Below are 17872 nucleotides of genomic sequence, written 5' to 3'. Positions count from 1 at the left end.
GCGCTTCCGCCGCCGCGGGGCGGGCGCTAGACCCGGCCCGCCACCAGGCGCGACCGGGGCGGCGCGGCTCCCCTCCTCCGCGCGCTCCCGGGCCGCGCCGCCTGCCAGCGCCGGAGAGACGCGATGAACCTGCACCGCATGCTGCGCGCCCGTGCCGCCGAGGGGCGGCCCGTTACGGTCGGCCTGATCGGCGCCGGGAAGTTCGGCTCCATGTTCCTCGCCAGCGCCGAGCGCACGCCCGGGCTGCACGTCGCCGGCATCGCCGACCTCTCCCCGGCGCGGGCGCGGGCGGCGCTGGCGCGCATCGGCTGGCCGGAGGCCCGCGGCGCCGCGCCCGACCTCGACGCCGCGCTGCGGAGCGGCGCCACCGCGCTGCTCGAGGATGCGATGGCGCTGATCGCCGAGCCGCGGATCGAGGTGGTGATCGAGTGCACCGGCAACCCGGCCGCCGGCATCCGCCACGCGCTGGCGGCGATCGCGCAGGGCAAGCACGTCGTCATGGTGAATGTGGAGGCCGACGTGCTCGCCGGCCCGCTGCTGGCCGAGCGGGCGCGCACGGCGGGGGTGGTCTATTCGCTCGCCTATGGCGATCAGCCGGCCCTGGTGTGCGAACTGGTGGACACGCTGCGCGCCGCCGGCTTCCCCGTCGTGGCCGCCGGCAAGGGCACGAAGTACCTGCCGCATTTCCACGAGAGCACGCCGGAGACGGTCTGGGGATTCTACGGGCTGGCGCCCGAGCAGGCGCAGGCGGGCGGGATGAACCCGCAGATGTTCAACTCCTTCCTCGACGGCACCAAGAGCGGCATCGAGATGGCGGCGATCGCCAACGCCACCGGCCTCCTGCCGCCGGAGGACGGGCTGCTCTTCCCGCCCTGCGGCACGCGGGACCTGCCCACGGTGCTGCGCCCGCGCGCCGAGGGCGGCGTGCTGCACGCCAAGGGCCAGGTGGAGGTGGTCTCCTCGCTGGAGCGCGACGGGCGGCCGGTGGCGGACGACCTGCGCTGGGGCGTCTATGCGGTGTTCGAGGGCGAGACCGACTACATCCGCCGCTGCTTCGCCGAGTACGGCGTCGCCACCGATCCCTCCGGGCGCTACGCCGCGCTGTGGCGCCCCTACCACTTCATCGGCCTCGAACTCGGCGTGTCCGTCGCCAGCGCGGCGCTGCGGCGGGAACCGACCGGGGCGCCGGAGGCCTGGCGCGGCGACGTGGTGGCCACGGCGAAGCGCGACCTTGCGGCCGGCGAGGTGCTGGATGGCGAGGGCGGTGCCATGGTCTGGGGAAAGTGCCTGCCCGCCGCCCGCTCGCTGGAGATGGGCGCGCTGCCCATCGGCCTCGCGCACGGGGTGGCGCTGACCCGGCCGGTGCGGCGGGGAGAGACGGTGCGCTGGGCCGATGTGGCCTTCGACCCGGCCGCGGAGGCGGTGCGGGTGCGCCGGGAGATGGAGGCGGCGGCACGGCTGCGCTGACCCGCCGTGCCCTTCCCCCCACGCCAGGACCGCCTGCGGGACGGGAACAGCCCAGGCGCCTTTCTGGGACGGACGGGTGGCCGTGCCGACTCGCCGGGGCGCGGGGCCGCGCGGTTGCGTGTGCCGGGTGGAGGGAATCATGCCTGGGAAGGAATTTTCGCGTTCGGCGCGCGTTTGATACACCTCTCACCGCTTTTCCTAGAGAAAAACTGGGACAAACTCTCCGTTAATTATATAAATGGCGGCGCCACATCTCTTTTTAGTTGATGCACCAAACATCAAATTGCCGTTCTGATCGGTCCTTCCGTTGAGGGAAAGTTGTATCAAATTCTCGTGTTTGGTTAGGCTGGGTCCATGGATGCGCCTCCCAATCGCGTGGGGAGCATCCCGCGCCCCGTGCAGATCCGCCCGGGGCTCACCCTAGCCTAGGAACCGCGCCATGACCTTCATTCCCCGCCTGCCTGCCGCCACCCTCGCCCGCCCCGGCCACGACTTCCCCCCCGCCACCACCCTGGACGCCCCCACCCCCGAGGCGGCCCAGGCCGCCGCCGAGGCGCGCTACGACACGATCCGGGTGGAGCTGGACAGCGGCAACGGCATCTTCTGGTGCCGCCTGAACCCCCAGGGCCGGCCCTGCTTCAGCCCCGAACTGCTGCGCGACGTCACCGCCATGCACCGCTCGATCGAGCGCATGTTCCAGGGCGTGCGCACCGCCGCGGAGGCGCCCTTCCGCTACTTCGTCTGCGGCTCGGCCATCCCCGGCATCTTCAACCTCGGCGGCGACCTCAACCTGTTCCATAAGCTGATCGGGGCCGGCGACCTCGACGGGCTGCGCCGCTACGGCCGGGCGGCGGTGGCGGCGATCCACCGCAACCACACCGGCTTCGACCTGCCCGTCATCACCATCGCCCTGGTGCAGGGAGACGCGCTGGGCGGCGGCTTCGAATGCGCCCTGTCGCACGACATGATCGTGGCCGAGCGGAGCGCCAGATTCGGCCTGCCCGAGGTGCTGTTCAACCTCTTCCCGGGCATGGGTGCGCACAGCTTCCTGATGCGCAAGGTCGGGCAGCGCGAGGCCGACCGCATGATCACCAGCGGCAAGATCTACACCGCCGAGGAGCTGCACGAGATGGGGATCGTGGACGTGCTGGCGCCCGATGGAGAGGGCGAGGCCGCGCTGCTCGACCACATCGAGAAGAACAACCGCCGCCACAACGCGCTGCAGGGCCATCTGCGCGCCCGGCGCCGGGTCAGCCCGGTGACGCTCGAGGAGCTGCAGGAGATCGTGGACCTCTGGGCCGAGACGGCGATCCGCCTCACCGAGCAGGACCTGCGCCTCATGGCCCGCCTGGTCGCGGCGCAGGACCGCCGGCGGGCGGCGCCGGGGCGCGAGCGGGCGACGGCGGCCGCTTGAGAAAGGCGCGCAGGACCGCTCCGGTCAGAGCGCGCCGTGCCGGTCGCCCTCCATCCCCGGAAGGCCGGGCTGGGCCTTCCGGGCGCGCTCGACCTCGGCGGCGATCACCCGGAGCTGGCGCGGGCCGGAGGCCGGCAGGTCGGAAAAGCCGATCGCCTCCGCCGCACCGCAGGCGTCGCGGATGGCGAGCGCCCCCACATTCGCCGCCCCGCTGCGCAGCGCATGCGCCTCGGAACGGAAGCGGCGCAGGTCGCCCTTGTCGAGCGCATCCTCCATCGCGGCGACGAGCTGCTCGGCATCCTGCAGGAAGTCCTGGGCAAGGCCGGTGACGAAGTCCTGCCCCCCCAGCGCCTCCAGATTGGCCAGCACCTTGGCGTCCCAGGGCGGCGTGCCGCGGCGGAAGCCGGGGTGGGAGGCGATGTGCGCCACCTGCGCGGCGGAGGCCGGGGCCTCCCGCGCCGGGCTCCGGCAATAGGCCTCGAGGATCTCCGCCAGCCTCGCCGGCTCGACCGGCTTGATCAGGCAGGCGTCCATCCCCGCCTGGCGGCAGCGCTCGGCCGCGGCCGGCGTGGCGTCCGCGGTGAGGCCGATGATCGGCACGTGCCGCTGGCCAAGGGAGGTGACGCGGTAGATCTTGGTCGCCTCGATGCCGTCCAGCACCGGCATGTTGACGTCCATCAGCACGATGTCGAAGGAGCCGGCGTCGAGCGCATCGAGCGCCTCCTCGCCATTGGCGACCAGGGTGGCCTGATGGCCGGCGCGCTCGAGGATCTTCTGTACCACGCGGCGGTTCACGCCGTTGTCGTCGGCGACCAGCACCCGCAGCCCCTGCCCTTCCGCGACCGGCACCAGCGCCCGCTGCGTCTCGGCCCGCTCCGGCAGGAGCTGCGCCGCCGCGATGCGGAGCGCGGCGCGCAGCGCGCCCGGCGCCGGCTCCTCCGGCAGCAGCGCGGCGACACGCCGGCGCAGCCCAGGGGCGGGCAGGCCCTCCGCCTGCGGGCCGCCGAGGGCGAAGACCGGGTACTCCGCGAAGTCGCCCTGGCCGCGCAGCGCCAGCCCCACCTCCTCGGGGATCGGCTCCTGCCCTTCCGGGGCGCACAGCAGCAGGTGGGCCGGCGCCGTCTCCCCCTCGCCCCAGAGCGCCCCCAGCGCCGCGGGCGCCACCCCCTGCACCCGCACCGCGGCCCCCGCCCCGGCAAGCGGGGCCACCAGCGCTGCCGCCGCCTCCGGCGCCGTGGTGAGCAGCGTGGCGGTGATGCCGGCGAGCGGCGGAGGGGCGGGTTCCTCCCCCTCGGCGCGCAGCGCCTCGGCGGTGAACCAGAAGGTGCTGCCCCGCTTCGGCGCGCTCTCCACGCCGATCTCACCGCCGAGCAGCCGCACCAGCCCCTTGCAGATGGCGAGCCCGAGGCCGGTGCCGCCGAAGCGGTTGGCGATGGTCTCGTCCGCCTGGGTGAAGCGCTCGAAGATCCGCGCCTGCGCCTCGGGGTCGAGCCCGATGCCGGTGTCGGTCACCTCGAAGCGGAGGGCGAGCCGGCCCGGAGCCGCCTCCGCGGCGTCGGCGGCGACCACCACGCTGCCCGCCTCGGTGAACTTCACCGCGTTGCCGACCAGGTTGAGCAGGATGTCGCGCAGATGCCCCCGGTCGCAGACGATGCGCGCGGGCGTGCGCGGCGTCACGTGCAGGGACAGGCGCAGGCCCTTCTCCCGGGCCTGGGCCAGCAGCATCCGCCGCACCTCCTCGAGCAGCGGCACCAGCTCGAAAGGTTCGGGCCGGGCCCTGGCCGCACCCGCCTCGATGCGGGAGAAGTCGAGGATGCCGTTGATGAGCGAGAGCAGGGACTTGGCGGCGCTGTCGATGGTGCGCGCCATCTCCTGCTGCTCGCGGTCGAGCGGCGTCTCGCGCAGCAGGCCGCCCATGCCGATGATGGCGTTCAGCGGCGTGCGCAGCTCGTGGCTGACGCTCGCCAGGAACTGGCTCTTGGCCTCGCTCGCCTGCTCGGCGAGGTGGCGGGCGTGGTTCAGCTTGCGGATCAGCACCGCGGCATAGGCCGCGAGCACGCAGGAGCCGATCAGGAGGCCGACCGAGAGGTGCGGCTTCTCGTTCCAGAAGGGGGTGTGCCAGGCGGTCCAGCCGAAGCCGAGCAGGAAGACCGTCATCGCCGCGACCAGCCAGCGGACGCCGAAGCGGAAGCCGTTGCCGAGCGCGACCCAAAGATAGACCAGGAAGAAGGGCGAGGCGGTCTCGCCCCCGACATGCAGGAACCAGGACAGGATCCCCATGTCGAGCAGCAGGGCGAAGGAGCGGCGGATGGTGCAGCGCTCCGGCCGCAGGCGGATGTGGACGAAGATGCCGAGGGCGAGCGCGCTCCAGATCGCCAGGCCGTAGAGGCCGGGATCGGCCGCCTCCTGGCCGGCGGTGGTCAGGTAGACGCAGAAGACGGTGGCGAAGAGGAGCCGGTTGAAGCTCATCTCCTGCTCGCTGCCCGCCTCGCCCCGGAGGGAGCCGAAGCGGAGGAAGCGCCGTATCCCGGATGGAAGCCTTTGCATCGGCGCGGCCTCACCCCGCCCTGCGCAGGGACGGCCCCGGCTCGTTCAGCATCACGCCGGTCACCTCGAAGGATGTGGTGAGCACCGCGGCGATCTCTCCCGATGGGTTGCGCAGGGGGCGCTTGCTGGTGACGAAGAAGCGTTGGCGGCCCTCGCCCGCCGGCAGGTCCTCGCGGTAGGGCTCGATCGCCTTGCCGGACTGGAACACCGCCAGGTCGTGACGACGGCTGCGCGCCCCGCGCACCGGTCCGAACAGCCGCTCGGGCGGCGCGCCGAGAAGCTCCGCCACCGAGGCGTTGAGCTCCGCGGCGAGGGTGGCGTTGGCATAGACGCAGCGCCCCTCCCGGTCGGCGGCGCTGATCATCGCCGGCACCGTGTCCAGGATGCGGGCGAGTTCCTGCAGATCCGCCGCGGCCGGCGCGCGCTGCCCCTCGGCGGGCAGCGGCGGCGGGATCGGCCCGCTCGGGAGGGCGCCGGTGATCGCCGCCTTGCGGCCGAGCGCGAGGAGGTTGCGCGCGCGGGTGACGATCTCGAAATGGTCGATCGGGCTCTGCAGGAAATCGGTGGCGCCGGCATCGAGCGCCCGCAGCCGGAAATTGCGGTCGTCATAGGCGGTGACGACCACGACCGGCACGGTCTTGCCGGTGGGCAGGGCGCGGAGGCGGCGGGTGAATTCGGCGCCGTCCATGCCGGGCATCTTGTAGTCGGTCATCACCAGATCGACGCGGTTGTGCTCGAGCCATTCCAACGCGTCGTTGGGATCGGCGAAGACCTCGACCGAGACGCCCGGCTCGATGGCCGTGGCGAGGCGGGCGTAGATGTTCCGGTTGGTGGCCCGATCGTCGAGGATCAGAATGATCGCCATGCTCAAACTCTCGACGGCCCCGGCCGTTGCTGCACGCAGGCTGACGGCCGCTGGTGCCTCAGCCCCCTTACTCCTTATCCGGACCCGAGGCGAGAACGCGATCCATCGGGATCGCGAGCTCGCAGACCAGGCCCGAGGCCTCCCAGCGGAACACCAGCGTCCCCCCGAGCTGGTCGCGGATGGTGGCCTCCACCACGCGCGAGCCGAAGCCGCGCCTGGCCGGGGGGCCGGTGATCAGCGGCCCCCCCGCCTCGGCCCAGCGCAGCCGGAGGCAGCCCTCGCGGTCGTCGGTCCGCCACGACACGCTGACCGAGCCGCCGGGGACGGACAGGCTGCCATATTTGGCGGCGTTGGTGGTCAGCTCATGCAGCGTCATCGAGAGCGGCTGCGCCGCCTCCGGCACCAGCGTCACCGGCGGCCCCTCGAGCACGACGCGCGCCATGCCGCCGCTGCCCATGAAGGGGGCCAGCTCGCCGCGCAGGATGGAGGCCAGCCCGGCCCCCGCCCAGCGCGATTCGGTGAGCAGGGTCTGGGCGCGGGCGAGCGCGGCCACGCGCCCCTCGACGGCCTTGGCGAAGGCCCGCGCGCTGTCGGCCCGGGTCAGGCGCAGCACGGCCTGCACCACGGCGAGGGCGTTCTTGGCGCGGTGATCCACCTCCCGCATCAGCAGCGCCTGCTGCTGCTCGGCCTGCTTGCGGGCGGTGATGTCCACGTTCACGCCGAGGATCGCGCCCATCCGGCCGGCAAGGCCGGGCATGCGCCGGCCCCGGCCGATCAGCCACTGGATCGTCTCGGCCCCGTTGCGGCTGACGCGCGGCACCCGGAACTCCACCTCGTATTCGCCGGAATCGAGCGCGGCGAAGGCGGCGGCGCGGACCGCGACGCGGTCATCGGGATGGATCAGCGCCAGGAAGGCCTCGAGCGTGCAGGGTGCCGGCGCACCGGGCGGCAGGCCGAACAGCGCGTGCTGCTCCGGGGACCAGACGAACAGGTCCTCCTCCGGGTCCCACTCCCAGATGCCGACCCCGGCCACCTCCTGCGCCAGGCGCAGCCGCGCCTCGCCGGCCCGCAGCGCCGCCTCGGCGGTCTTCAGCGCCGTCGCGTCCGCATGCACCTCGATGACGGCGAGCGGCCGCCCGTCCTGGGGGTCGCGCCGCAGGATCCAGTGCGAGGCGACCACGACGGGCCCGCCATTGCGGCGGCGATGACGCAGCTCCCCCCGCCATTCGCCGCGCCGCAGCAGCTCCTCCTGCACCGTGCGCCGCCCGCCATCCGGGAAGCGGGTGCTCAGCAGCTCGTGGCAGAGCCGCCCCAGCGCCTCGGCGGCGGTGAAGCCGAACAGCCGCTCGCAGCCGGCCGACCAGTGGCGGATCACCCCATCGGGAGAGCGGAGGATGACCGCGCTGAGGTCGAAGGCCGGCGACAGTTCGGTGAAGGCCATCAGCCGGGAGCGGAGCGCCGCGTTCTCCTGCCGCAGGGCCCGCACCCGCAGGTGGCCGCGCAGGGCTGCGCCGCCGCCGAGGCCGGCGGCGCCCGCCGCCGCCACGAACCAGAGCACGGCCCAGGAGGCCGCCCCCGGCTCCTCCGTCCCGCTGGCGTCCAGCAGCGCCTGCGGCGCCGTGATGCCATGCAGGGCCAGGGCACCCAGCAGGAAGGCGGCGACCGCCCCGGTGCCGAGGAGGATCGCGAGGCGCAGGCCGGGTTCCGGCCGCGCGCGGCCCTCCTCGGGTTCGGAATGGGCGCCCGGATGTGAAGGGAACGCGACCATGGATGCGGCGCCGCCCCGTCCCCCCGCCGGCCGCCTCAGCCCCGCCGCGCCCAGCGCCCGCGGCATCCTGGCGCCGCCCGCAGGGGCAGGGCGCAGGGCAAGCTGGTACAGGCCCCGGCTTCGGACTTCGGCAACGCGTGTGGGCGCATTCGGCCATCCTTCAGCGTGCAGCCCGGCCGGCCAGACTGCCATTGCGCGTCACGAGACAGCGCCAGAGGACTTATAGTACAATCACAGGTTCGTGTCACGCTTTCTGGTGGTAACGACCCTCCGGCAACGCGAAGACCATTGCGGTATCGTTCGGTTTTTTCTGTCCCGCGCGCAATCCAGGCGCCCCATCGCGGCGCCTCATGCTGCCGATGAACAGTCATTGGCTTGCCCGCGCCCGGCACGCATCTTGCAGCGCCGTTCCCGCCGCGCCGTTCCGGCCGGCTCGCTTGTGCCGCAGACCGCAGGAGCCAGCCCGATGATGCCAGGCCGCGCCACCCTCGAACGCCTGCAGGTCTGGCTCTACCTCGCCGCCGTCCTGGCCGGGCTCGGGGCGGGCCTGCTGTGGCCGGCCGCCGCCGAATCGGCCGAGGCGCTGCTCTGGCCCCTGCTCGCACTGCTGCTCTTCGCCACCTTCTCCCAGGTGCCGCTCACCCGCATCGCCGGCGCGCTGCGCGATGCGCGGCTCCTGGGGGCGCTGCTGCTCGGCAACTTCGTCCTGGTGCCGCTGCTCCTGCTCGCCCTGTGGCCGCTCGTGCCGCCCGATCCGGCTATCCGCCTCGGCGTGCTGCTGGTGCTGCTCCTGCCCTGCACGGACTGGTCCATCAGCTTCACCCATCTCGCGGGCGGCGACACCGCCGGGCTGATCGCGGCGGTGCCCTGGCTGCTGCTGCTCCAGTTCCTGCTCCTGCCGGCTTATCTCTGGGCCTTCCTCGGCGCGGCGGAGCTGGTGATCCTGCCGGCGGAGCGCCTGCTGCTCGTCTTCGCCACCATCATCCTGCTGCCGCTCGGCCTCGCCTTCCTGCTGGAACGCTGGGCGGAGCGGTCGCGGACGGGAGCGGGAGCGGTGCAGGCCCTGGGGGCTTGGCCGGTGCCGCTGCTCGCGGCGGTGATGTTCCTGATCGCGCTCGGCCAGGGCCAGGCGCTGCTCGGGGCGCTGGAGGGCTTCGCCGCGGTGGCGGGCGTGTTCGCGCTCTACCTGGCGGGGGCGCTGGCGCTCGGGCTTCTCCTGGCGCGCGGCCTCGCCCTGCCCTCGGCCTCGGGAACCGCGCTCACCTTCAGCCTCGGCACGCGGAACTCCTTCGTCGTGCTGCCGATCGCGCTGGCGATGCCGGAGGCGCGGGCGGCGGCGCTGGTGATCGTGCTGCAATCCCTGGTCGAGCTGTTCGGCATGCTGGTCTTCCTCCGCATCGTCCCCCGGCTGTTCGGGCGCTGAGAGGGAGTCACGGCGCCATCAGGTGGATCGTCTCCCGCAGCAGCGAGACGGTGGCGGCCACGCCCGGCGCCAGGCCGTTCCGCCGCGCCACGTGCAGCGGCAGGCCGAAACGGAGCGGATGCCCCCTGGGGTCCCCGACATCGAGCGTGATCCGCGCCTCCTCGCCGAGGACGATCATCTCGGCGATCCGCCCCGCGACCGGGTTCTCGCGCTCTCCCGCCGAGGGGCGCAGGCGGCTGTGCAGCACGATGCCGGAGGCCGGGACCAGCCAGTCCACCTCGGTCCCGGGCGCGAAGGCGGGGGCGTGCGCCGCCTCCACCAGCCGCTCGCCCCAGCGCAGCCAGGTGGTGCGGGCGCCGGCGTCGTGGCGCTCCACCCGGGCGCGGAACAGGTTGCGCAGGTCGAGCAGACGCGCGACCTCGGCCGAGGCGGGGCGGGCCAGCATCTCGGCCGGCGGCGCGGTCTGCAGGCCGCGGCCGCGATGCATCAGCACCATCCGGTCGGCGAGCATCAGCGCCTCGTCGAGATCGTGGGTGATGAGCAGGACGGGGATGGAGAGGCCGCGGCGCAGCGCGGCAAGCTCCGCCTGCAGCCGCCGCCGCGTCGCCCTGTCCACCGCGGAGAAGGGCTCGTCCAGCAGGAGGGCCGCCGGCTCCCGGGCCAGGGCGCGCGCCACCGCGACGCGCTGCTGCTGCCCGCCCGAGAGCTCCGCCGGGCGGCGCTCGTCGAGTCCCGCCAGATGCACCCGCGCCAGCAGGTCCCGCGCGCGCGGGGCGCGCTCCCGCCGCGGCAGGTGCCCCATCGCCGCGGCGACGTTCTCCAGCACCGTCATGTGCGGGAACAGGGCGTAGTCCTGGAAGACCAGGCCCACGCGCCGGGCATGGGCGGGCAGGCACAGGCCGGAGGCCGCGTCGAACCAAGCCGTGCCTGCGCACCGCACGCTTCCGCGCTCGGCGCGGTGCAGCCCGGCGATGCAGCGCAGCACGGTGGACTTGCCCGCGCCCGAGGGGCCGACCAGGGCCAGCACCTCCCCAGGCCCGGCGGTGAAGGCAAGGTCGAGCGGGATCGGCGTCTCGGAGCCGAGCGCGACCTCGAGGCCCGCCTCGGATCCCTCAGGCATCCCTGGTCCGCCGTCCGACCCGGCGCGAGATCGTGTTGGTGAGGCCGAGCGCGGCGACCGAGACGGCGAGCAGCACCGCCGACATGATCCCCGCCCCGCGATCGTCGAAGGCCTGCACGCGGTCGTAGATGGCGATGGCGATGGTCTGCGTCTCGCCGGGGATGGCGCCGCCCACCATCAGCACCACGCCGAACTCGCCCAGCGTGTGCGCGAAGGTCAGCACCGCGGCGGTGGCGATGCCGGGCCAGGCGAGCGGCAGTTCGATGCGCAGCAGCACGCGCCAGGGCGCCATGCCGGAGACCGCGCCCGCCTCCCGCACGCGGGGGGGGATGGCGGCGAAGGCGTTCTGCACCGGCTGCACGGCGAAGGGCAGGTTCACGATCACGCTGGCGAGGAGCAACCCCTCGAAGGAGAAGGCGAGGCCATGGCCGAACAGCCCCTCCCAGGCCCGGCCCAGCGGCGATTGCGCGCCGAAGGCGGCGAGCAGGTAGAAGCCCACCACGGTCGGCGGCAGCACCAGCGGCAGCGCCACCGCCGCCTCGACGAAGCCGCGGCCGGGGAAGCGGCGATATGCCAGCGCCCGGCCGAGCCAGACCGAAAACGGCATCAGCAGCGCGAGGGTGGCGAGCCCGAGCTCGACCGAAAGCCGGAAGGCGACCCAGTCCATGGCGGGCTCACTCGTCCGGCAGGACGAAGCCGTAGCGGCGCATGATCTCGCGCACGGACGCGGCCTGCATGTAGGCGTGGAAGGCTTCCGCCACCGGCCCGGCGCGGCGCGTCAGCACCATGCGCTGGCGCAGCGGCTCGTGCAGGGAGTCGGGGATCAGCGCGAAGGCGCCCCGCCCCTGAAGCGCCGGGGCGAGGACCAGGGAGTAGGCGACGATGCCGCCCTGGCTTCCGCCCGCGAGGGCGAATTGCGCGGCCTGGGAGACGTTCTCGCCGAGCACGAGGTGCGGCTGCAGGCGCTCCCACAGCCCCTCGGCGCGCAGCGCCTGCTCGGCGGCGCGTCCATAGGGCGCGTGTTCGGGGTTGGCGATGGCGAAGCGGCGGATCCGGCCCGCCTCCAGCCCGGCGCGGATCGCGGCCATGCCCTGGTCGGTGCGCAGCGGCGAGCCGGGCGGGGTGAACAGCACGATCCGGCCGACGGCGTAGAGCGTGCCCCGGTCGCGCGCGTGGCCGCCCTCGTGCAGGCGGAAGACGAAGGCCTCGTCGGCCGAGAGGAACAGCTCCACCGGCGCGCCCTGCTCGATCTGGCGCGTGATGTTGCCCGAGGAGCCGAAGGAAAGCCGCACCTGCCGCCCGGTCTCGGCGCGGAAGCGCTGCGCGACCTCCTCGAGCGCGAATTGCAGGTCGGCGGCGCCGGCGACGAGGGGCGGCTGCGCCTGGGCGCGGGCGGCGCGGGGAAGGAGGACGGGCAGCGCCAGCAGCGCGGCCAGGGCACGGCGCGGTGACGGGAAGGCGTGCATCGGGACCCCTCGCTATCTTCCTTTACGGATAGCGAGGCGACGGCGACGCTGTCCATCGCGCTTGGACGGGCCCGCCGCGCGTGATTGTCTGGCGCCATGCCCCGCAGACCCGCCGCCTCCCCCGCCTCGCGCCTGCCGATCACGCTGCGCCTGGACCTGAGCGAGCGGGTGGCGCTCGGCCCGGGCAAGGCGGCGCTGCTCGAGGCGATCCGCGATACCGGCTCGATCGCCGCCGCCGGCCGGCGCCTCGGCATGTCCTACCAGCGGGCGCATGATCTGGTCTCGGCCCTGAACCGGGATTTCGCCGCGCCCCTGGTGGAGGCGACCGTCGGCGGCGCGCGCGGCGGCGGGGCGCGCCTGAGCGCGCTGGGGGAGGAGGTCCTGGCGACCTACCGCGAGGTCGAGCGCGCGGCGATCACGGCGACGGAGCCCCATCTCAACCGGCTGCGCGCGCGGCTGCGGCGGTGACATCCCGCCGGGCGCCCCGACACCCGCAGGGCCTTGCGCGCCGGGCGTCAGGCCCAGAGGGCGGGGTTGCGCAGCACCTCCGCCATCCGCGCGGAGATCGCCTCCAGCAGCCGCTCGCCCTTCTCCGCCGTCGCCGCGCGGGCATCGCCGATGACGCCGGACGGCGAGAGGTCGCGGAAGGAGCGGCGCAGCGCCAGCGCCGGCGGCTGCCCCTCCACCCGCGTCGAGGCGGGGCCGTGCGCCTCGGCCAGCCGCTCGCGCCGCACCGCCTCCGGCAGCAGCGCCATCATCATGGAGGTCTCGGCCTCGCAGGCGTGCATCAGCCCCGGCTGGCGCTCCAGCACCGGGGCGATCACCTCCGGCGCCACGTGCCAGTAGGTGCCGGCGGCGACGCGGATGCCGAGCTCGACCGAGAGCGCGGAGGCCGCGACCGCCACCGCCTCGGCATTGCCGCCATGCCCGTTCAGCAGCATCGCCCGCCGGAAGCCGCCGCGCGCGGCGCTGCGCAGGATGCCGCGCAGCACCCCGGCGAAGGCCTCGTAGTCGAGCGTGACGGTGCCGCCGAAGGCCATGTGATGCTCGGCGAGGCCGGTCCAGACGCAGGGCGTGACCACCACCGCCTGCCCGGCCGCGGCGAGCCGGCGCGCGGTGCGCTGCGCCACCGCGGTGGCGAGCACGATGTCCACCCCGGTCGCCAGGTGCGGGCCGTGCTGCTCCAGGGAGGCGACGGGAACGATCACGAGCGCGTCGGCCGCGGCGCGGGCGCGCAGCTCCTCCGCCGTCAGGTGCATCCACTCGATCTCGGGGGCCATCGCGTCTCCTCCCGCTCCCGCGCGGGATCCTGGCGCCGGCCCGCGGGGGGCGCAAGCCGGCCGGGCGTCACGCGCGCTCGTAGGTGACGGCGCTGCCGTCGTCGCCGCGCGTCGCCCAGGAGAGCCAGGTGCCGTCCGCGGCGTAGAGCCCCTCGGCCTCGGTGTCTCCCGTGCAGCGCCAGCGCACCATCCCCCCCGCCGCCGGGGTGCGCGTCCAGTGCAGGCGCAGCGGCCGGCCGGTGGCGTTGTCGAAGAGCGGGCCGCCGAAGCGCCGCGTCTCCCACCAGGTGAGCGGCGCCGCCTCGCGCGGCAGGCGCCGCGCCCCCGCCGTTCCCTCCACCAGGATCGCATCCCCCTCGGCGCGGGCCGCCATCTCGGAGACGCGCCCGTTGCGGTCAAGCCGCGAGGCCGCCTCCCGCAGCCGCCCCTCCGCCCAGCTCTCGCGGAAGCTGTGGCGCATCCGGAACACGGTGAAGCCGGCGAGGCGCACGGTGATGTCCACCTCGGTCAGCGCGGTCGGCGCCCCGGCGGTGCCGGCGAAGGTCACGAGATGGGTGCCGATCTCGGCGCCCTCGCGCAGGATGCGGAAGCGGAGCGGGGCGCGCGCGGCCAGGGCCGCCGGCACCGCCGGCGCGAGGCCCGCCACGGCCAGGAGCAGCGCACGCCGGCCGGGCCGCGCCGACGCCGCCCCGGGCGGAGGGGGCGCGACAGGGCGGTCCGGCCGTGGCAACATCCCGAACATGCGTCAGCTCCTGCTGCTGCGGCACGCGAAGTCCTCCTGGGACGACCCGAGCCTTCCCGATCACGCCCGGCCGCTCAACACGCGCGGCCGGCGGGCCGCTCTTGCCATGGCGCAGGCGATGCGGGAACTCGGCCTCTCGGCGGACATCGTGCTCGTCTCCTCGGCGCGGCGGACGCTGCAGACGCTCGATGCCCTGCGCCCGCTCGAGGCCGGCACCCTGGTCGAGCCGATGGACCAGCTCTACCTCGCGCCGTGGCAGACGCTGCTCTCGGTGGTGCGCGGCGTGCCCGAGACGGCGCGCAGCCTGATGCTGATCGGCCACAATCCCGGCCTGCACGAATTCGCCCTGGCGCTGATGGGCGCGGCCGGCCTCGCCACCGCCGGCCCCGATGCGCGCCGCCTCGCCGAGTCCTACCCGACGGGCGCGCTGGCCGAGTTCAGCATCGCCTCCCCCTGGCGGCTGCTGGAGCCGGGCGGCGGGCGGCTCGTGCGCTTCCTCGCCCCGCGCGACCTGCCGACCACGGGGGAGATACCGGCCTGACCGTCCTCGAAGCCCTCCATGCCGAGCCGATGCCGGGGACGGCCGGAGCCGGGGCCGCCGAGGACAGGCCCTGGCTCGACCTTGAATTCGTCCTCGATCCGGCGGCCGCGCCGCGGCTCGCCCGCCATCCGGCGATCGGCGCCGCGCGCGCCGGGCGGACGCGCGGCACGGCCGAGGAGCTGATCTGGCTCGACACGCCCGACGGCGCGCTCGCCGCGGCGGGGCTGGTGGCGGAGGCGCCGCGCCGCGGGCCGCGCCGCCTGCTGCGGGTGCTGCCGGAGGAGGGGGAGGCCTGGATCCCCGGCACCCCGCCCGCCGCCGCGCCGGAGGAGGCGGCGCCGGCCGGCGAGGCGACCATGCCGGTCGCCGCCTTCAGCGGCCGGCGCCTCCTCATCCCCCTCGCCGCACCTTCGGGGCCGGTGCAGCTCGAACTCCGCTCGGGCAGGCTGCGTGCCGTGGCGGCCGAGCGGCCGGCGGCGCGGCTCCGCCTCTCCGGCGCCCCCGAGGCGGTGCTCGCCCTCGCCCGCGCCCTGGCTGCCGACCTCCCGCTGCTGCCGGGGCCCGCCCTCGCCGAGGAGGGCCGCGCCCTCGCCCGCGGCGAGGCGCCCCGGCCGCGCCGGGCGGGACCGCCGGAGATCGGCGGCGCGGCGACCGTGGAGGCGGCGCTCGCCGGGGCCGCCGGCCACCTGCTGGAGGTGCTGCTGCACCAGGCGCCGCTCTGCCGCCCCGAGGCGGGGCCGGAGGGGGTGCACCAGATGCGCGTGGCGCTGCGCCGGCTGCGCTCGGTGCTCCGCGCCTTCCGCCCCGCCGCGCGCTGCCCCGCCGTGGCGGCCTTCGAGGCGGGGCTCAGGGACCTCGCCGCCACCCTTGGCGCGGCGCGCGACCTCGACGTGTTCCTGGAGGGGCTCGGCGCCAGGGTGACGGCGGGCTTCCCCGGCGACCGCCGCATCGCCGCGCTGCTGAAGGCGATGGAGGCGCGGCGGCTCCTCGCCTACCGCACGCTGCGCCGGACCCTTGAGGGGCCGGGCTTCCGGGTGCTGGCGCTGGACGGCATCGCGCTTCTCCTCTGCCGCCCCTGGCGCGAGGCAGCCGCCGAGGCGCCGAAGCAGGCGGCGCTGCTGGAGGCGGCGCCCCCCGACTTCGCGGCGCGGGTGCTCGACCGGCGCTGGCGCCGGCTGCGCGCGGAGGGCGAGGAGATCCGCGCGCTAACGCCGGAGGCGCTGCATGCGCTGCGCCTCACCGGCAAGCGCCTGCGCTACGCGGCGGAGCTGTTCGCCCCGCTCTGGCCGGGCAAGCCGGCGCGGCGCTTCCTCAAGCGCCTGGCGGCGCTGCAGGAGGCGCTGGGCACGGTGAACGACGCCGCGGTGGCGCGGAGCCTGGTGGGCTCCCTCGGCTCCTCCGTGCCGGCCTGGGCGGTGGGGGCCGTGGAGGGCTTCGCCCTTGCCCGCGCCGGGCGGGCGCGCAAGCGGGCCCATGCGGCCTGGGACGCGCTGCTGCCGCTCGACCCCTTCTGGCGCGCCGGCTGACCCACGCCCGCCCCCGACCGCCGATGCCGCAAGCCCCGCCGACCGCGTCCTTCGCCCTGCCGCGCCTCGCGGCGCTGCTCGCCGCCTGCGCTCTCTGCGTCGGCCTGTTCTTCCGCGGCCAGATCGCCGACGGCTTCACCCTGCTGAACGGCGACCGGCATGACGGGGTGATCGCCCTTTCCATCATGGAGCACTGGGCGAACGTGCTGCGCGGCCGCGCCGCCTGGGACACCACCCACTACTTCCACCCGGTGCCGGCGACGCTCGGCTACAATGACGGCTACCTCGCCTTCGGCCTGCTGTTCGCGGGCTTCCGTGCGCTCGGCGCCGATCCCTTCCTGGCGGGCGAGCTGGTCAACATGGCGCTGCGCGCCATCGGCTTCCTCGGCTTCCACCTCGCCGCGCGGCGGGTGCTCGGCCTCTCCTTCGGCTGGGCGCTGCTCGGGGCGGCGCTGTTCACGCTGAGCAACAACCTCGCCATCCGCGCGAGCAACGTGCAGCTCTTCAGCGTCTCGCTGGTGCCGCTGCTCGCGGTGCTGGCGCATGGCGCGCTCACGGCGCTGCTGCGGGGGCGGCAGGGGGTGCTGCTGCTCTGGGGCGCGGGGTTCCTCGCCTGGCACGCGCTGATGCTGATGACCGGCTACTACATGGCCTGGTACGCGGCCTTCCTCGGCGCGGCGCTGCTCCTGGCCTGGCTGGCGGTGGCCGGGGCGGAGCGGCGGCGGCGCCTGCTCGCGGCGCTGCGCGGCGCGCTGCCGGCGCTCGGCGCGCTCGGCGCCCTCGCCCTGCTGCTCAACCTGCCCTTCCTCCGCCTCTACCTGCCCAAGGCGCGCGAGACGGGGATGCACGACTATGCAGGGATGGTCGCGCAGTACACGCTCTCCCCGCTCGACCTGATCCATGTCGGGGAGCGGAACCTGCTCTGGGGCTGGCTGGTGCGGGCGCTGAACGCCGCCTTCCGCCCGGACATGCCGTTCTGGTCGGAGCAGATGACCGGCCTGCCGCCGCTGCTGCTGCTGGCCTTCGCCGCCGCGCTCGCCTGGCTCTGGCGCGGCGGCGCGGCGGAGGACGACCGCACCGCCTTCCTGCGGGCGCTCGCCATCGCCACCCTGGCGACCTGGGCGCTGGCCCTGCGCATCGGCGGCGCCTCGCCCTGGTGGCTGGTCTACGAGTTCGTGCCGGGCGCGCGGGCGGCGCGGGTGGTCGCGCGCTACCAAGTGTTCCTGGTGGTGCCGGTGATCGCCCTCGCCCTCGCCTTCCTGGCGGCGCGGGCGCGGCGCTGGCCGGGGCCGGCGCTCGGCCTGCTGGCGGCGCTGCTGGTGGCGGAGCAGCTCAACGCCTACGCGCCGCGCTTCCTCGACCGGCCGCTGGAGCTTGCCCGGCTGCGCTCCGTGCCGCCCGCGCCGGCGGAATGCCGCGCCTTCTTCGTCACCGCCGCCCGCACCGAGAGCCGCTTCGGGGAGGAGGTGGACAACATCTACAACCACAACACCGAGGCGATGCTGATCGCCGAGGTGCTGGGGCTGCCGACGATCAACGGCATCTCCACCTTCAACCCGCCGCTCTGGCCGGAGAGCTTCCCGCCGCGCCCGGAGTATTTCGCGGCGGTGCGCCGCTACGCCGCGGCGCACGGGCTCGACGGGCTGTGCGGCCTCGACCTGCAGCGCTGGCGATGGGAGGTGGCGCCGTCCTGACGCGCCCGGGGCGGGCATC

The 17872-nt window shown here is 74.8% G+C and carries 15 protein-coding genes; 7 read left to right on the top strand and 8 right to left on the bottom strand.

The features are described from left to right. Window positions 1-123: 123 nt before the first annotated feature. Window positions 124-1467 carry an NAD(P)H-dependent oxidoreductase gene (locus tag ET526_RS04200; RefSeq protein ID WP_135466426.1) on the top strand — a complete coding sequence of 448 codons (1344 nt, stop codon included), beginning with the start codon at window positions 124-126 and terminating at the stop codon, window positions 1465-1467. A gap of 439 nt (window positions 1468-1906) precedes the next feature. Then, complete coding sequence (locus ET526_RS04195) at window positions 1907-2881, top strand: crotonase/enoyl-CoA hydratase family protein (RefSeq protein ID WP_135466425.1); 975 nt, start codon at window positions 1907-1909, stop codon at window positions 2879-2881. Between the two features lie 24 nt (window positions 2882-2905). Here the strand turns inward: ET526_RS04195 and ET526_RS04190 are convergent, their stop codons facing one another. The 3 genes from ET526_RS04190 to ET526_RS04180 all read right to left on the bottom strand — a co-directional run bounded on the left by ET526_RS04190 (window position 2906) and on the right by ET526_RS04180 (window position 8061). Next, entirely contained in the window at window positions 2906-5428 is a 2523-nt protein-coding gene (locus ET526_RS04190; protein WP_135466424.1) for a hybrid sensor histidine kinase/response regulator, read from the bottom strand. A gap of 10 nt (window positions 5429-5438) precedes the next feature. Continuing rightward, on the bottom strand, window positions 5439-6293 hold the full coding sequence (locus ET526_RS04185) for a response regulator (protein ID WP_135466423.1): 855 nt from the start codon (window positions 6291-6293) through the stop codon (window positions 5439-5441). A gap of 67 nt (window positions 6294-6360) precedes the next feature. Beyond that, entirely contained in the window at window positions 6361-8061 is a 1701-nt protein-coding gene (locus ET526_RS04180; RefSeq protein ID WP_158295486.1) for a sensor histidine kinase, read from the bottom strand. Window positions 8062-8527: 466 nt separating this feature from the next. Between ET526_RS04180 and ET526_RS04175 the strand changes: the two genes are divergently transcribed. Next, the gene (locus ET526_RS04175; protein ID WP_240048247.1) at window positions 8528-9484 is read left to right on the top strand and encodes an arsenic resistance protein; all 957 of its coding nucleotides are present in this window, start codon (window positions 8528-8530) and stop codon (window positions 9482-9484) included. A 7-nt stretch (window positions 9485-9491) separates the two neighbouring features. On the opposite strand, the gene ET526_RS04170 is transcribed toward ET526_RS04175, so the two are convergent. From ET526_RS04170 to modA, 3 genes are read right to left on the bottom strand one after another with little or no spacing between them, the layout of a single operon-like run. Further along, a complete protein-coding gene (locus ET526_RS04170) occupies window positions 9492-10604 on the bottom strand; it encodes an ABC transporter ATP-binding protein (protein ID WP_135466421.1) in 1113 nt (370 codons plus the stop codon). Beyond that, a complete protein-coding gene (modB, locus tag ET526_RS04165; RefSeq protein ID WP_135466420.1) occupies window positions 10597-11271 on the bottom strand; it encodes a molybdate ABC transporter permease subunit in 675 nt (224 codons plus the stop codon). The genes ET526_RS04170 and modB overlap by 8 nt, the downstream gene beginning before the upstream one ends. Before the next feature lie 7 nt (window positions 11272-11278). Then, on the bottom strand, window positions 11279-12070 hold the full coding sequence (modA, locus tag ET526_RS04160; RefSeq protein ID WP_135466419.1) for a molybdate ABC transporter substrate-binding protein: 792 nt from the start codon (window positions 12068-12070) through the stop codon (window positions 11279-11281). A 96-nt stretch (window positions 12071-12166) separates the two neighbouring features. On the opposite strand from modA, the gene ET526_RS04155 reads away from it, so the two are divergent. Beyond that, the gene (locus ET526_RS04155; RefSeq protein ID WP_135466418.1) at window positions 12167-12538 is read left to right on the top strand and encodes a winged helix-turn-helix domain-containing protein; all 372 of its coding nucleotides are present in this window, start codon (window positions 12167-12169) and stop codon (window positions 12536-12538) included. Window positions 12539-12585: 47 nt separating this feature from the next. On the opposite strand, the gene ET526_RS04150 is transcribed toward ET526_RS04155, so the two are convergent. Beyond that, entirely contained in the window at window positions 12586-13350 is a 765-nt protein-coding gene (locus ET526_RS04150) for a creatininase family protein (protein ID WP_135466417.1), read from the bottom strand. A 67-nt stretch (window positions 13351-13417) separates the two neighbouring features. Next, window positions 13418-14092: a DUF6134 family protein gene (locus ET526_RS04145; RefSeq protein ID WP_158295485.1), complete on the bottom strand. Its 675-nt coding sequence runs from the start codon at window positions 14090-14092 to the stop codon at window positions 13418-13420. On the opposite strand from ET526_RS04145, the gene ET526_RS04140 reads away from it, so the two are divergent. The 3 genes from ET526_RS04140 to ET526_RS04130 are packed head-to-tail and all read left to right on the top strand — an operon-like array spanning window position 14091 to window position 17853. Next, window positions 14091-14633, top strand: coding sequence for a SixA phosphatase family protein (locus ET526_RS04140; RefSeq protein WP_135466415.1), 543 nt, complete (start codon window positions 14091-14093; stop codon window positions 14631-14633). The two genes, ET526_RS04145 and ET526_RS04140, sit on opposite strands and share 2 nt — an antisense overlap. 29 nt (window positions 14634-14662) lie before the next feature. Then, window positions 14663-16159, top strand: coding sequence for a CYTH and CHAD domain-containing protein (locus ET526_RS04135; RefSeq protein WP_135466414.1), 1497 nt, complete (start codon window positions 14663-14665; stop codon window positions 16157-16159). Window positions 16160-16182: 23 nt separating this feature from the next. Next, the gene (locus ET526_RS04130) at window positions 16183-17853 is read left to right on the top strand and encodes a hypothetical protein (RefSeq protein WP_135466413.1); all 1671 of its coding nucleotides are present in this window, start codon (window positions 16183-16185) and stop codon (window positions 17851-17853) included. The last annotated feature ends 19 nt before the right edge of the window (window positions 17854-17872 follow it).

The organism is Crenalkalicoccus roseus (genome assembly GCF_004761865.1).
GTDB lineage: Bacteria > Pseudomonadota > Alphaproteobacteria > Acetobacterales > Acetobacteraceae > Crenalkalicoccus > Crenalkalicoccus roseus.
This window is presented reverse-complemented; position numbering and strand designations above follow the sequence as displayed.